Origin of the sequence: Nonomuraea sp. 3-1Str (genome assembly GCF_031570565.1) — a bacterium.
Taxonomy (GTDB): Bacteria; Actinomycetota; Actinomycetes; order Streptosporangiales; family Streptosporangiaceae; genus Nonomuraea.
In genome coordinates this window covers 48,063-62,807 of the sequence record NZ_JALHBK010000018.1, presented here as the reverse complement: position 1 = coordinate 62,807, position 14,745 = coordinate 48,063, and the positions used below count along the sequence as shown (strand labels likewise).

Here is a 14,745-nt window from a genome sequence, read left to right as displayed (position 1 = left end):
CCCCCGGCGACGGGACGACGGGCGCGGCACACCCGACCAGAGAGTTCGTGAGGAAGACCGTGTCCAGCAGCACGCCCGAAGCCCCGTCCACCCCCGGGCCGGCCACCGGCCCCGTCACCGGAACGGCCCGCGTCAAGCGCGGCATGGCCGAGATGCTCAAGGGCGGCGTCATCATGGACGTCGTCACCCCCGAGCAGGCGAAGATCGCCGAGGACGCCGGGGCGGTCGCCGTGATGGCCCTGGAGCGCGTGCCCGCCGACATCCGCGCGCAGGGCGGCGTCTCCCGGATGAGCGACCCCGACATGATCGACGGCATCATCTCCGCGGTGTCGATCCCGGTGATGGCCAAGGCCCGCATCGGGCACTTCGTCGAGGCCCAGCTGCTCCAGTCGCTGGGCGTCGACTACGTCGACGAGTCCGAGGTGCTCACCCCGGCCGACTACGCCAACCACATCGACAAGTGGCAGTTCACCGTGCCCTTCGTGTGCGGGGCGACCAACCTCGGCGAGGCGATGCGCCGCATCACCGAGGGCGCGGCCATGATCCGCTCCAAGGGCGAGGCCGGCACCGGTGACGTCTCCAACGCCGTCACCCACATGCGGACGATCCGCGGCGAGATCAAGCGCCTCACCTCGCTGCCCGAGGACGAGCTGTACGTCGCCGCCAAGGAGCTCCAGGCGCCGTACGAGCTGGTCGCCGAGGTGGCCCGCACCGGCAAGCTGCCGGTCGTGCTGTTCACCGCGGGCGGCATCGCCACCCCGGCCGACGCCGCGATGATGATGCAGCTCGGCGCCGAGGGCGTGTTCGTCGGCTCCGGCATCTTCAAGTCGGGCGACCCGGCCAAGCGCGCCGCCGCCATCGTCAAGGCCACGACGTTCTACGACGACCCCGACGTCGTCGCCAAGGTCTCGCGCGGCCTGGGCGAGGCCATGGTCGGCATCAACGTCGACGAGATCCCGCAGCCGCACCGCCTGGCCGAGCGCGGCTGGTGACCCGCCCGGAGGCCGCTGCCGTTCGGTGAACGGGTGGCCGGACGCGACGCGTCGATCATCATCGGCGCGTCGCAGCAGGTCGCACCGCCGTCATAAGGCATGATCCTGCACGGCGGGCGCCGGCCTCCATGAGGGAAAGTTCCGAAAAGGCGATATCCGCGAAGGATGTCGCCTTTTTCGTGTTGTGTGGCGTTCACCGGGGCGTCACGGTGCTCAGTCAGGCTACGGGACGTCCTCCACCCTTGATCGTCCCAGGAGCCACGCATGTCCCAGCTCAACCGGCGGCACTTCCTCGTCACCGGGTTAGCGGCCGGAGCCGCCGCGGCGCTCCCCGCCGGAGCCGCGCACGCCGATCCCACCCCTGGCCCCACCTCCGGCCCCGCCGCCGAGACCGCCCAGTCGCCGGCCTCGCGCGGCCTGCGGACAGACCCGTTCACCCTGGGCGTCGCCTCGGGCGACCCCGACCACTCCGGCTTCGTGCTGTGGACCCGCCTGGCCCAGGAGCCGCTGGCCGAGGACGGTCTCGGCGGCATGCCGCAGCGGCCGTTCACCGTGCAGTGGCAGGTCTACGCCGACGAGAAGGGCCGCCGCGTCGTGCGCACCGGCGTCGCCGTGGCCGCGCCCGAGTGGGGACACAGCGTCCACGTCGAGGTGGACGACCTGAGCTCCGACCGCGACTACTGGTACCGCTTCCGCGTCGGCCCGTACGTCTCGCCGGTCGGCCGCGCCCGCACCGCGCCCCACCCGCTGGCGTACGGCGTGCCGCTCACCATGGCGTTCGTCTCGTGCGCCCAGTACGAGCACGGCCTGTTCACCTCGTACCTGCGCCTGGCCGAGGAGCGCCCCGACCTGGTGCTGCACCTGGGCGACTACCAGTACGAGTACGCCCGCGACACCTACACCATCCCCGGCGGCAACGTCCGCGACCACGAGGGCCCGGAGACCGAGACCCTGGCCGGCTACCGCCAGCGCCACGCCCAGTACAAGGCCGACCCCGACCTCCAGGCCGCGCACGCCGCCGCGCCGTGGCTGGTCGTGTGGGACGACCACGAGCTGGACAACAACTGGGCCGACGAGGTCCCCGAGAAGCCCGAGGTGCCGCAGCCGAACTTCCTCGCCCGCCGCGAGGCCGCCTTCCGCGCCTATTACGAGAACATGCCGCTGCGCCGCACCTCGATCCCGCGCGGCATCGACATGCAGCTCTACCGGCGGATCCGCTGGGGCCGCACGGCCACGTTCCACATGCTCGACACCCGCCAGTACCGCGACGACCAGGGCTGCGGCGACGGCTACCGCGACTGCCCCGAGGCCGTCGACCCCAACCGGTCGATCACCGGCTCCGCGCAGGAGGCGTGGCTGATCGACGGCTTCCACAAGTCCCGCGCCCAGTGGGACATCATCGGCCAGCAGGTGTTCTTCGCCCAGCGCGACAACAATGCCGGCCCCGCCAAGATCACCAGCCAGGACGCGTGGGACGGCTACGTCGCCTCCCGCCGCCGCATCACCCAGGGCTGGGTCGACGCCGACGTGCGCAACGCGGTCGTCCTGACCGGCGACGTGCACGCCCACTGGGCCAGCGACCTCAAGCTCGACTACGACGACCCGACCGGGCCCTCGGTCGGCTCCGAGCTGGTCACCACCTCGATCACCACCGGCGGCGACGGCGCCGACTCCGACCCCGCCTCGCAGCCGTTCCTCAAGAGCAATCCGCACCTGAAGTTCTACAACAACCAGCGCGGCTACGTCCTGACGAGGATCGAGCGGGACGCCCTCACCGCCGACTTCAAGGTCGTGCCGCAGGTCCGCCAGCCCGGCGCCGAGGTCCACACCAAGGCCACGTTCGTGGTCGAGGACCGGGTGCCCGGCGTCCAGCAGACCTACCTGCGGCCGCTCGACCCGGCGGCGCGCACCCTCGGCGCCCCGTCGATCGAGGAGACGGTCCGCCTGGAGACCGAACGCCCCTGACCCCGTGACCCCCGGAGGAGCGGCGCCGCTGATGCGGGCGCCGCTCCTCGCGTTTCCGGGACGGGCCCGGAATATTAGCTCAGCTAAGTTAGTTGGGCTAAGTATGAGCGCCCACCCCAGCGACACGCACTCCGGCGACAGAGAAGAGTCCAGCGATCCGGACGTGCTCGCCGAGCAGGTGTCGGCGGTCCTGCGCCACCTGGTCCTCCTCCTGAGACGGACCACCGCGGGCCAGCCCGTCACCACCCAGCAGTACGCCATCCTCGGCTCCCTCGAACACGGGCCGCGGCGGATGACCGAGCTGGCCGAGGAGCACGCCGTCCAGCTGCCCACCATGACCGTGCAGATCAACCGGCTGGAGGACGCGGGGCTGGTCGCCCGCGGAGCCGACCCCGCCGACGCCCGCGTCAGGACGGTCGAGCTCACCGGAGAGGGCCGCACCCGGCTGCTCGCCGTACGGGAGGCGCGGATCACCCGCCTCGGCCGCGACCTCGCGGCGCTCAGCGAGCAGGAGCGCGAGACACTCGCCGCCGCCCTGCCGGTACTGGCCAAGTTCGGCCGCCTCTAGCCGACACATCCAGAAACACCCGTACGACCCGGAGAAGGAGCACCATGTCATCCGGTGGCGGAATCCTGCGTCAGCCGATGTCCGTCTGGGCCACCGCGTTCGCCGCGGTCGTGGCCTTCATGGGCATCGGCCTCGTCGACCCGATCCTCCCGTCCATCGCCCAAGGGCTGAAGGCCACACCCAGCGAGGTGTCCCTGCTGTTCACCAGCTACTTCCTGGTGACCGCCGTGGCCATGCTCGCCACCGGCTGGGTGTCCAGCCGCATCGGCGGCAAGCGCACCCTGCTCGTGGGCCTGGCCCTGGTCATCGTCTTCGCCGCGCTCGCCGGCACCTCCACGAGCGTCGCCGAGCTCGTCGGCTTCCGCGCCGGCTGGGGACTCGGCAACGCGCTGTTCGTGGCCACCGCCCTCGCCGTCATCGTCGGCGCGGCCAGCGGCGGCGCCGAGTCGGCCATCATCCTGTACGAGGCCGCGCTCGGCCTCGGCATCTCCGCCGGCCCCCTGGTGGGAGCGCTGCTCGGCGACTGGAACTGGCGCGCGCCGTTCTTCGGCACCGCCACCCTCATGGCCGCCGGCTTCGTGCTCATCGTCGTGCTGCTCAAGGCCACCTCCCGGCCGGCCGTCAAGACCCGGCTGAGCGCGCCCATCCGCGCCCTCGCCCACGGCGGCCTGTCCACCACCGCCTTCACCGCGCTGTTCTACAACTTCGCCTTCTTCACCGTCCTCGCCTTCACGCCGTTCATCCTCGGCATGTCGCCGTACGGCATCGGCGCCGTCTTCTTCGGCTGGGGCGTCTGCGTGGCGCTCGCCTCGGTCTTCGGCGCGCCACCGCTCCAGCGCCGCCTCGGCTCCGTGAACGTGCTGCATCTCGCGCTCGCCCTGCTCGCCGTGCTCCAGATCGGCATCGCCGTGTCGGCCGGCGCCGGCGCCCGCACCGGGATCATCGTCTGCACGATCCTGTCCGGCATCCCGATCGGCCTCAACAACACCGTCTTCACGGAGTCGGCCATGGAGGTCTCCGACGCGCCCCGGCCCGTCGCCTCCGCCGGCTACAACTTCGTCCGCTGGATGGGCGGCGCGCTCGCCCCGTTCATCGCCACCAAGCTGGGCGAGGAGATCGGCGTCGCCGTGCCGTACGTCCTCGGCGCAGTCTGCTGCGCGGCCGGCATGACCGTCCTGTACACCCGCCGCCACCACCTGCGGTCCCTGGCGCGCGTGGACCTCGACCACACCGTCCACGACGTGGCGCCCGCCTGAACCCGGCGTCCCGTGTGATCAGGCGCCCGCCTGATCCCCGGCGGAAGACACCGCCCCGCGGTGGTGTTGAATGAACCGGACCCCGCACCCCGACGGAAGGACGACCGTGCCCGCCACCGTGCCCGCCAGCGAGCCCGCCGGAGCGCCCGCGAGCCGCCCGCCCACCATCGGGGTGCTCGCCCTGCAGGGCGACGTGCGCGAGCACCTGCGGATGCTCACCGAGGCCGGCGCGACGGCCGTCGCCGTGCGCAGGCCGGCCGAGCTGGCGGCCGTCGACGGGCTCGTCATCCCCGGCGGGGAGTCCACCACGATGTGGAAGCTCGCCGACACGTTCGAGCTGCTCGAGCCCCTGCGCGGTCGCGTCAAGGCCGGCATGCCGGCCTACGGCTCCTGCGCCGGCATGATCATGCTCGCCGACCGCATCGAGGACGGCGTGTCCGGCCAGCAGACGATCGGCGGCATCGACATGGTCGTCCGGCGCAACGCGTTCGGCCGCCAGATCGACTCCTTCGAGGCCGACCTCGACTTCGCGGGCGAGCCCGTGCACGCGGTGTTCATCCGCGCTCCCTGGGTCGAATCCATCGGACCGGACGTCAAGGTGCTGGGCATGGCCGAGCCTGGGGATAGGATCGTCGCGGTCCGTCAAGGGCCGCTGCTCGCGACCTCGTTCCACCCGGAGCTCACGGGGGACACGCGGGTGCACCGATACTTCGTAGACATGGTGAGGGAGCTCTAGGTAATGTCCGGCCACTCCAAATGGGCGACGACGAAGCACAAGAAGGCCGCGCTCGACGCCAAGCGCGGCAAGCTGTTCGCGAAGCTCATCAAGAACATCGAGGTGGCGGCCCGGACCGGTGGCCCTGACCCCGACGCCAACCCCACCCTCTTCGACGCCATCTTCAAGGCGAAGAAGAACTCCGTGCCCAACGACAACATCGAGCGGGCCCGCAAGCGGGGCGGCGGCCTGGAGGCCGGCGGCGCCGACTGGCAGACCATCATGTACGAGGGCTACGCGCCCGGCGGCGTCGCGGTGCTCATCGAGTGCCTCACCGACAACCGCAACCGCGCCGCCTCCGAGGTGCGCGTCGCGCTGACCCGCAACGGCGGCTCCCTGGCCGACCCGGGCTCGGTGTCGTACATGTTCAACCGCAAGGGCGTCGTGATCGTGCCCAAGAACGGCCTCGACGAGGACACCGTCCTCATGGCCGTCCTCGAAGCCGGCGCCGAGGAGGTCAACGACCTGGGCGACTCCTTCGAGGTCGTCTCCGAGGCCGGCGACCTCGTCCCCGTGCGCAAGGCGCTGCAGGAGGCGGGCATCGACTACGACTCGGCCGAGTCGGGCTTCATGCCGACCATGACGGTGCCGCTCGACGAGGACGGCGCCCGCAAGGTGTTCCGCCTCATCGACGCGCTGGAGGACAGCGACGACGTGCAGAACGTCTTCGCCAACTTCGACGTCTCCGACGACATCATGGAGAAGCTGGAGGCCTGAGCCTCCCGCTTCCCTCTGCCCCGGAGCCGCCCTTCACACGGGCGGCTCTCCGGGACGCAACGGGGTGCCCTGCTCACCGGAAGCCGGGGAGCGCCTTCCGGGACGCCCTGGACCGCTTTCCGGCCCTCCCAGGCGCCCTCCACGCCGTTCCCGGCGGGTAGCGCGCGCCGGGCGTCGCATCCCCGGCGTCCACGGCGTGCAGGGCGCTCCGAGATCGGCGTAGGGTCGGGGGACGTGACCTCCGACAGCCTTCCCCGACCCCCGTCCTCCCCGCTCGGCTGGGTGCTCCTCATGCCCGCCGGGCTCGGGATGCTGATCACGCTGCTGCTGCCCACCGTCCAGACGATCCGGCTCAGCCTGGAGTCCGGCGGCACGCTCACCCCTCTCACCTTCGTGGGCCTGGACAACTACACGCGCCTTCTCGGCTCGGGTGGCGGGTTCTGGGGCGCCCTGGGGTTCAGCCTGTCGCTGGTGCTCGTGCCCCTGCTGGTCGCGCTGATCGCCGGGCCGCTGCTCGCGCTGGCGCTCGACCGGGCCGGCACCGGGCCGCGGCGCGCCGGACTGGTCGTGCTGTCACTCGCCCCCGTGGCGTTCTCCCCGGCCGCCGTCGCCGTCGCGTGGATGCACGGCCTCACCTCGGGCGCCTCCGGGCTGGTCACGCTCGCCACCACGCTCCGCGACCCCGCCACGGCCCCCGGAGGGCTGCGGCTGATCCTCGGCGCCGCCACGTTCGGCGCCGTTTGCGCGCTGGCCGTGATGGCGTTCCTGCCGGCGCTGCGCGGCGGCGCCGTGACCCGGAGCATGCTCGCGGTGGGCGCCGTCGTCGCGCTCGCCACGGTCGCGGCGGGCCTCCAGACGTTCACCCTCACGACGGTCCTGACGCGGGGCTCCCGCCCCACGCAGACCCTCGCCGGCCTCCAGTACACCGAGGCGTTCGTCCAGGCCCGGCCGGGCATGGGCGCGGCCGTCGCCACGCTGACGGGGGTCATCCTGGGCGTGCTCGGCCTCGCGGCGGCGATCATCGTGGTGGCGGCCGGCGTCCGCCTGTGGGTCACTCCGAAGAGCTCCCTGCCGTACGAGCCGGAGGACGCCCCGGCGGGCTCCGGCGCCTTCGCCGTACCGGCCGGGACCTCCGGCGCTTCCGCCCCGTCCGGCGCCCACGTCTCCTCCGGTCCCGCCGCCGGCCCCGGGCCTGCGGCCGGGCACGGCCCCGCGTCCGCCACGGGCGCGTTCCCGTACGGCGCACACGGCGATCCCTCCGAGCGGGCGCCAGGCGGCGAGCAGGCGCAGAGTGGCGGGCGGCCGGAGAGCGGCGGGCGGAGCGTCTCCGCCGCGGGGAGGGCCGCCGGCATCGCCGCCGTCGTCGTCTACGCCGCCGTCACCCTCGCCCTCACCTGGCCCTGGCTCACGGCCCTCACCGGACCCTCCGGCGGGCGGGACGGCGGCATCGCCACCCAGGTCAACACGTGGGTTCCCGCTCTCGTCGGCGCCGTGGTCTCCGTGGGCGTCGCCTACCTGGGCGCTCTGGGCATCGGCGGGCTGCGGCCCCTCGGCCGGCGCAGCGAGTGGCTGCTGCTCCTGTTCGCGCCCTGGCTGTTCGTCGGCGTCGGGCCGCTCAGCGTGGCCGGCTGGAACGACATCCGCAACCTGGGCCTGATCGACACCTTCGTCTCGCTCGTACCGCCGGTGCTGGTCAGCGTCCCGTGCCTGTTCGTGCTCACGCTGCTGTGCAGGGGGCTGGCCGAGCGCTCCGGCGGCGACTTCGCCGGCGGCGTGGTGAGGCCGTCGCTGCCCATGGCCGCCGTCCTCGTCGGCGTCGTCACCCTCCTCAACGGCCAGGACCTCCTCTGGCCGCTCCTCGTCGCCCACGACCCCGGCCTGGCCACCGCTCCCGCCGCCCAGTTCCTCCGCATCAGCGAGTACGGCGCCGCGGCCGACGCAAGCCTGTCCACGCCGCTGCCCGTCATGCTGCTCGCGCTGCTCACCGCGGGCGCCGCCCAGGTGCTGTACCTGCACCGCCTGGCCATCGGCGCGGGGACGCCACGGGCCGGTTCGGGAAACCCCGCGCCCGCTGCGTAGGGTGTTGCCTCGTGGAGATTCGCGACCTCACCCCCGATGACCAGGATGCCCTGCTCGACGTGCGCAGGCGCTCGTTCGGACCGGTCCCGCCCGCCGAGGTGGAGAGCTGGCGAGCCCTCGCCGTCCCCGACCTGAACGAAGGCCGCTACCTGGGCGTGTTCGACGGCGGCAGGCTGGCCGGCTCGGCCCGGGTGCGGGGCTTCACCCAGTGGTGGCACGGCAGGCCGCAGCCTCTCGCGGGCGTCGCGGGCGTCACGGTCAACCCCGAGTACCGGGGCAGGGGCGTCGGCACCGCGGTCATGCGGGCCGCCGTGGGCAGGGCCACCGACCTGGGCGACGCGGTCTCCGCGCTGTATCCGGCCACCACCCCCCTCTACCGGGCGACGGGGTACGAGCACGCGGGCGCCCAGCACCTGGTCACCATCCCCACCGAGGCGCTGCGCGCGATCAAACCGGCGGGCGACGTACCGGTGCGGCGCATGGACGCCGGCGACGCGGCCGAGGTCGTCGCCCTGCTGCACCGCCTGCACGGCCAGGCCCGAGCCTCCGGCCCGATCTCCTGGGACGAGCGCACCTGGGCCCGCCGGCTGGCCCGCGAGGACGACTTCCTCTACCTGGCCCCCGACGGCTATGCCGTGTACCGCTGGGACGGCGACCGCATGCGCGTCGACAACCTCGTCGCCGGCTCCCAGGAGACCGCCCGCGCCCTGTGGTCGCTGGTCGGCTCCGCCTCCTCGGTCGCCAAGACCGTCACAGCCGTGCTGGCGCCCGACGACCCCGTCCGCTGGCTGCTGCGCGAGCGGTCGGTCGAGGAGGTCACGATGGTGCGGTGGATGTTCCGGGTGATCGACGTGGCGGCCGCGGTGGAGCGAAGGGGCTTCCCGGCCGGGGCGACGCTGGACACGACGGTCGAGGTCGAGGACCCGGTACGCCCCGGCAACACCGGACGCTGGCGGCTCACGGTCTCCGGCGGCCGGGGCGAGGCCAAGGCCCTGTCCGCCGACGCGGGCGCCGGCGCCGGGCCCGCTCTCCGCATCAACGGCCTGTCCGCGCTCTACGCCGGGATCCCCACGGCGACGCTGCGCCGCACCGGCCTCCTGTCCGGGGACAACTCGCACGACGAGGCCCTGGACACCGCCTTCGCCGCCCAGCCGTACATGCTGGACTACTTCTGACGGACCCCGCCGGCGTGCCCCCTCGTGCGACCGGACGCCCGCCCGCGCGGACGGGCGTCCGGTCGTCGCCCCGCCGCGCGGCCGTCCTCCCCCGCCGCGCGGCCGTCCTCCCTCGGCGCGCGGGCGTTTCCCGGTGCGCGGGCACGTCAGCCGGGGTAGAGTCTCGTGCCGAACACGTGTTCGGCGGGCGCGAGCGGGCGCTGTGACAGGCGGACGTGACGATCGCCGTGACTGGCGGTCGTGGTGCGGGCAGGCCGGCGGGCGAGAACGAGCGGGAGGCGCGACGGTGCGAGTGATGGGCGTCGACCCGGGACTGACCCGGTGCGGCGTGGGAGCGGTCGAGGGTCGTCCGGGCGCGCCGCTGTCCCTGGTGGCCGTCGGGGTGGTGCGCACCGGAGCCGACGAGGAGCTGGGCGCCCGCCTGGTCGGCATCGAGGCCGGCATCGAGCAGTGGCTCGACGAGGTGCGGCCCGACGCCGTCGCGGTCGAGCGGGTCTTCAGCCAGAACAACGTCCGCACCGTCATGGGCACCGCCCAGGCCGCCGGCATCGCCGTCCTCTGCGCCGCCCGGCGCGGCCTGCCGGTCGCCCTGCACACGCCGTCCGAGGTCAAGGCCGCCATCACCGGCAGCGGCACGGCCGACAAGAAGCAGATCGGCGCCATGGTGACCCGGCTGCTGCGGCTCAAGGAGATGCCGAGGCCCGCCGACGCCGCCGACGCCCTCGCCCTGGCCATCTGCCACGTGTGGCGCGGCGGCGCCCAGCACCGCCTGGCCCAGGCCCTGGCCACCGCCGGCCGTACCGGGACGGCAAGCCGTACCGGGACGACAGGCCGTACCGGCGCGGCAGGCCGTACCGGCGCCGGCCGTGAGAAGGACGTGGCGCCGTGATCGCCTCAGTGGCCGGCCGGGTCGCCGCCATCGCGCCCGACGGCGCGGTCATCGAGGTCGGCGGCGTCGGCATCCTCACTCACTGCACGCCCGGCACGCTGGCCCGGCTCAAGGTCGGGGAGGAGGCGCGGCTGTCCACGTCGCTGGTGGTGCGCGAGGAGTCCCTCACCCTGTACGGGTTCGCCACCGACGACGAGCGGGCCGTGTTCGAGCTGCTCCAGACGGCCAGTGGCGTCGGACCCAAGCTGGCCCTGGCCATGCTCGCCGTCCACACGCCCGGCGCGCTGCGCGCCGCCGTCGCCGCCGCCGACCTCAAGGCCCTCACCAAGGTGCCCGGCATCGGCCAGAAGGGCGCCCAGCGCATCGTGCTGGAGCTCAAGGACCGCCTCGGCACGCCCGACGCCGCCGTCGACGCCGCGCTCAACGGCGACCGCCCCGCCCCGCTGTGGCGCGAGCAGGTCCACTCCGGGCTGGTGGGCCTCGGCTACTCCGCCAAGGACGCCGACGAGGCGATCCTCGCCGTCGAGCCGCAGGCCGAAGCCGACGCCGCCGACGGCCGCGAGCCGCAGGTCGCCGCGCTCCTCAAGTCCGCCCTCCGCGCCCTGAGCGTCCGATGACCCCACCGCCTCCGATCCTGTCCCTGACGGCACCGCGCCCGACAGCGTCGTCCCCGGCCCCGCCGCCCCCGGGACGCTGCTTCCGGAGAGGCGTGAACGGCGTGGGTGCCGTACTCTCGCAGGGCCCCCGCACCGGACGCGGCGGGGCAGAGCGCGCGAGGCCGAGCGTGACGCGGATGGTGAGGGGGACGGGGAAGTGAGCCTGGATCGGGACCTCGTGTCGCCCGACGCCGAGGGCGACGAGCTGCAGATCGAGGCGGCGCTGCGCCCCAAGAAGCTCAGCGAGTTCATCGGCCAGGGCCGCGTCCGCGAGCAGCTCTCGCTGGTGCTGGAGAGCGCCCTGCGCCGCAACCGGCCACCCGACCACGTACTGATGAGCGGATCTCCCGGACTCGGCAAGACCACACTGGCTATGATCATCGCGGCCGAGCTGAGCGCCCCGCTCCGCATCACCTCGGGACCCGCCCTGGAGCGGGCCGGTGACCTCGCGGCCATCCTGTCGACGCTGGCCGAGGGCGAGGTGCTGTTCATCGACGAGATCCACCGGATGGCCCGGCCCGCCGAGGAGATGCTCTACCTCGCGATGGAGGACTTCCGGGTCGACATCGTCGTCGGCAAGGGGCCCGGCGCGACCGCGATCCCGCTCGAGATCGCGCCGTTCACCCTCGTCGGCGCGACGACCCGGGCCGGGCTGCTGCCCGCCCCGCTGCGCGACCGCTTCGGCTTCACCGCCCACATGGACTTCTACGAGGTCGACGAGCTGGAGCAGGTGCTCAACCGGTCGTCCCGGCTGCTCGGCGTGGCCCTGCCCCCCGAGGGCGCCTACGAGATCGCCCGCCGCTCACGCGGCACGCCCCGCATCGCCAACCGGCTGCTGCGCCGGGTGCGCGACTTCGCCGACGTGCGCGCCGGCGGCGTCATCGACCGCGACGTCGCCTCCGCCGCCCTCGACCTGTACGAGGTGGACGCCGAGGGGCTCGACCGGCTCGACCGGGCGGTGCTCGGGGTGCTGCTGCGCAAGTTCGGCGGCGGCCCGGTGGGCCTGTCCACCCTGGCCGTCGCCGTGGGGGAGGAGCCCGAGACCGTCGAAGTGGTCGCCGAGCCGTTCCTCGTACGGCAGGGCCTGCTGGCCAGGACCCCGCGCGGCCGGGTCGCGACCGCCGCGGCCTGGCAGCACCTGGGTTTGACGCCACCCCCCGACGCCTTCGGAGCCACGCTTTTCGACTGATTACAGAACGGTTGCAACCGTTTCGAATTGGGAACTTCCCCGCGCGGCGAAACGCTGCCTCGTTGCCGCGTTTCGCAACAACGGCCTACACTCCGTGGCTTGGCTGGCTGTGTAGGCTGACGGGCTGAGCGGCGCGGCCCCGAGGCATCGCCCGGAATTTCCGGCGCAACGCCGGTGTCAACTTCTTGTACGACAATGGAAGGTCGCCCCTTATGACCACGGGTCAACTCACAAGTATCCTGCCGCTGATTCTGCTGGTGGTGGTGTTCTACTTCCTGCTGATTCGTCCGCAGCGCAAGCGTCAGCAGGAAGCGGCTCAGATGCAGAACAGCCTGACCCCCGGGGCGCGGGTGATGACCACGACGGGCCTGTTCGGCACCGTGGTGACGGTGGAGAATGACGATGTGGTCCTTGAGGTGGCCCCTGGCATCGAGACGCGGTGGGTGAAGGCCGCGATCGGACGTGTCGTCACCCCCGGCGAGCCCACGGCCGGCGACCCCGTGGCCGACGAGCCCCTGACGGACGACGTGCCCGACACCGCCGGAACGGACAAGGACGGCACCACCGGCACCACCGGCAGCACCCCCGAGCGCAACGACGGCCAGGACACCACGAAGTCCTGACTAGGCTTCTGCGACAACTTCTATCCGAAAGAACTGACGACCAGTGGCCCGACCGACCAGCAGCCACAGCAAGCCGGGGCGGACGCTCCTGCTGCTCCTGGCGCTCATCCTCGCCCTGGGCGGGACGATGTTCCTGCAGAAGGCGTTCACGCCGAAGCTCGGACTCGACCTCGCCGGCGGCACGACGGTGACGCTGTCACCGGTGACCCAGAACGGCGCGGCTCCGCCCCAGGAGATCCTCGACCGCGCGGTCAACATCATCCGCGACCGGGTCAACGGCACCGGCATCTCCGACGCGGAGGTCGCCAAGTCCGGCGACAACATCATCATCTCGATCCCGGGCGTCGGGCAGAGCGAGGCCATCAAGCTGGTCGCCACCACCGCGGAGCTGCGCTTCCGCCAGGTGCTCGCCATGGAGGCCACGCAGCTCCCGCAGGAGCTCCCCACCCAGGCGCCCTCCCCGGGCGCCACCCCCTCCGGCTCGGCCTCACCTGCCGGTACGGCGTCGCCGTCGGCCAAGCCGCAGACGACCTCCACCCGCTCGGCGGGCACGCCCGGCCCGTCGGTGTCCCCGACGGGCAAGGCGCTGTCCTCGGCGTTGACCGCGCCGACGCCCGCCCCCACGGACGCCTCCGCCAAGCCGCAGAGCACCCGGGGCGCGCAGACGGAGCAGCAGCAGAAGAAGGGCCAGAACGCGAAGGCCACCCCGACCGCCGCTCCGACGCCGGCCACCACGCAGCAGCCGGCCGACTCCGGCGTCGACACCACGGGCATCGACCCGGCGGTGCTGAAGCAGTTCCAGGCCCTCGACTGCAGCGACCCCAAGAAGCGCGGCCAGGGCGTCCAGGACGACCCCAACAAGCAGTACGCGGCCTGCGAGAGCGACGGCAGCTACAAGTACGTCCTCGACAAGGCCAAGGTCGTCGGCACCGACATCGACACCGCCAGCTCGGGCGTGCGCCAGGGCACCACCGAGTGGCTCGTCCAGCTCGACTTCAAGTCCAAGGGCGCCAGCGCGTGGGCCACGCTCACCGGCCAGGCCGTCAGCGCGCCCGAGCCCCGCAACAAGGTCGCGGTCGTCCTCGACGGCGTCGTCATCACCGCCCCGAACATCATCAGCGCGATCCCCGGCGGCCGCGCGGAGATCACCGGCGGCTTCGACCAGAAGAGCGCCACCGACCTGGCCGAGCAGCTCAAGTACGGCGCGCTGCCGCTGAAGTTCGAGCGCAGCTCGGTCGACACGGTGTCCTCGACCCTCGGCCAGGACCAGCTCAAGGGCGGCCTGATCGCCGGCATCATCGGCCTGGCCCTCGTCGTCGTCTACAGCCTGCTGTACTACCGCGGCCTCGGCATCGTCGCCGTGCTGAGCCTCGTGGTCGCCACGATCCTCACCTACACGGCCGTGGTCGTGCTCGGCCACAACGCCAACTTCCGGCTCTCGCTGCCGCACATCATCGGCCTGGTGGTCTCGATCGGCATCACCGCCGACTCCTTCATCGTCTACTTCGAACGCATCCGCGACGAGATGAAGGAGGGCCGGCGGACCCTGCGCGCCGCCGTGGAGGTGGCCTGGGTCCGCGCCCGGCGCACGATCCTGATCGCCGACGCCGTCATGTTCATCGCCGCGGTCGTGCTCTACGCGCTGGCCGTGGGCGGCGTGGCGGGCTTCGCGTTCGCCATGGGCCTGACCACCCTCATCGACATCCTGGTCGTGTTCATGTTCACGAAGCCGTTCATCGCGATGCTGGCGAGGCTGAAGTTCTTCGCCAAGGGGCATCCGCTGTCCGGTCTCGACTCCGAGCGCATGAGCGCCGACCACACCGGCTCCGCCGGCCGTCCGAACACCCCGCAGGAGGCCTGA

13 protein-coding genes are annotated in these 14,745 nt (G+C 72.7%); all 13 read left to right on the top strand.

The window, feature by feature from the left end; all coding sequences use genetic code 11:
* The first annotated feature begins 59 nt into the window (after positions 1 to 59).
* Positions 60 to 992 carry a pyridoxal 5'-phosphate synthase lyase subunit PdxS gene (gene pdxS, locus MTP10_RS26310; protein ID WP_310712357.1) on the top strand — a complete coding sequence of 311 codons (933 nt, stop codon included), beginning with the start codon at positions 60 to 62 and terminating at the stop codon, positions 990 to 992.
* A 264-nt stretch (positions 993 to 1,256) separates the two neighbouring features.
* Entirely contained in the window at positions 1,257 to 2,957 is a 1,701-nt protein-coding gene (locus MTP10_RS26305; RefSeq protein WP_310712356.1) for an alkaline phosphatase D family protein, read from the top strand.
* Positions 2,958 to 3,060: 103 nt separating this feature from the next.
* Positions 3,061 to 3,525 (top strand): MarR family transcriptional regulator, encoded by a 465-nt coding sequence (locus tag MTP10_RS26300; protein ID WP_310712355.1) that lies wholly within the window; start codon positions 3,061 to 3,063, stop codon positions 3,523 to 3,525.
* 44 nt (positions 3,526 to 3,569) lie between these two features.
* Positions 3,570 to 4,781: an MFS transporter gene (locus MTP10_RS26295; RefSeq protein WP_310712354.1), complete on the top strand. Its 1,212-nt coding sequence runs from the start codon at positions 3,570 to 3,572 to the stop codon at positions 4,779 to 4,781.
* 70 nt (positions 4,782 to 4,851) lie between these two features.
* Entirely contained in the window at positions 4,852 to 5,517 is a 666-nt protein-coding gene (gene pdxT, locus MTP10_RS26290; protein ID WP_310712353.1) for a pyridoxal 5'-phosphate synthase glutaminase subunit PdxT, read from the top strand.
* 3 nt (positions 5,518 to 5,520) lie between these two features.
* Positions 5,521 to 6,273 carry a YebC/PmpR family DNA-binding transcriptional regulator gene (locus tag MTP10_RS26285; protein ID WP_310712352.1) on the top strand — a complete coding sequence of 251 codons (753 nt, stop codon included), beginning with the start codon at positions 5,521 to 5,523 and terminating at the stop codon, positions 6,271 to 6,273.
* Positions 6,274 to 6,507: 234 nt separating this feature from the next.
* Positions 6,508 to 8,352 (top strand): hypothetical protein, encoded by a 1,845-nt coding sequence (locus MTP10_RS26280; protein ID WP_310712351.1) that lies wholly within the window; start codon positions 6,508 to 6,510, stop codon positions 8,350 to 8,352.
* 11 nt (positions 8,353 to 8,363) lie between these two features.
* Positions 8,364 to 9,527 (top strand): GNAT family N-acetyltransferase, encoded by a 1,164-nt coding sequence (gene eis, locus MTP10_RS26275; RefSeq protein ID WP_310712350.1) that lies wholly within the window; start codon positions 8,364 to 8,366, stop codon positions 9,525 to 9,527.
* 286 nt (positions 9,528 to 9,813) lie between these two features.
* On the top strand, positions 9,814 to 10,416 hold the full coding sequence (gene ruvC, locus MTP10_RS26270; RefSeq protein WP_310712349.1) for a crossover junction endodeoxyribonuclease RuvC: 603 nt from the start codon (positions 9,814 to 9,816) through the stop codon (positions 10,414 to 10,416).
* A complete protein-coding gene (gene ruvA / locus MTP10_RS26265) occupies positions 10,413 to 11,033 on the top strand; it encodes a Holliday junction branch migration protein RuvA (RefSeq protein ID WP_310712348.1) in 621 nt (206 codons plus the stop codon). Before ruvC ends, ruvA begins: the two co-directional genes overlap by 4 nt.
* Before the next feature lie 196 nt (positions 11,034 to 11,229).
* Entirely contained in the window at positions 11,230 to 12,261 is a 1,032-nt protein-coding gene (gene ruvB / locus MTP10_RS26260) for a Holliday junction branch migration DNA helicase RuvB (RefSeq protein ID WP_310712347.1), read from the top strand.
* Between the two features lie 212 nt (positions 12,262 to 12,473).
* Positions 12,474 to 12,884: a preprotein translocase subunit YajC gene (yajC, locus tag MTP10_RS26255; protein WP_310712346.1), complete on the top strand. Its 411-nt coding sequence runs from the start codon at positions 12,474 to 12,476 to the stop codon at positions 12,882 to 12,884.
* A 43-nt stretch (positions 12,885 to 12,927) separates the two neighbouring features.
* The gene (gene secD / locus MTP10_RS26250) at positions 12,928 to 14,745 is read left to right on the top strand and encodes a protein translocase subunit SecD (RefSeq protein WP_310712345.1); all 1,818 of its coding nucleotides are present in this window, start codon (positions 12,928 to 12,930) and stop codon (positions 14,743 to 14,745) included.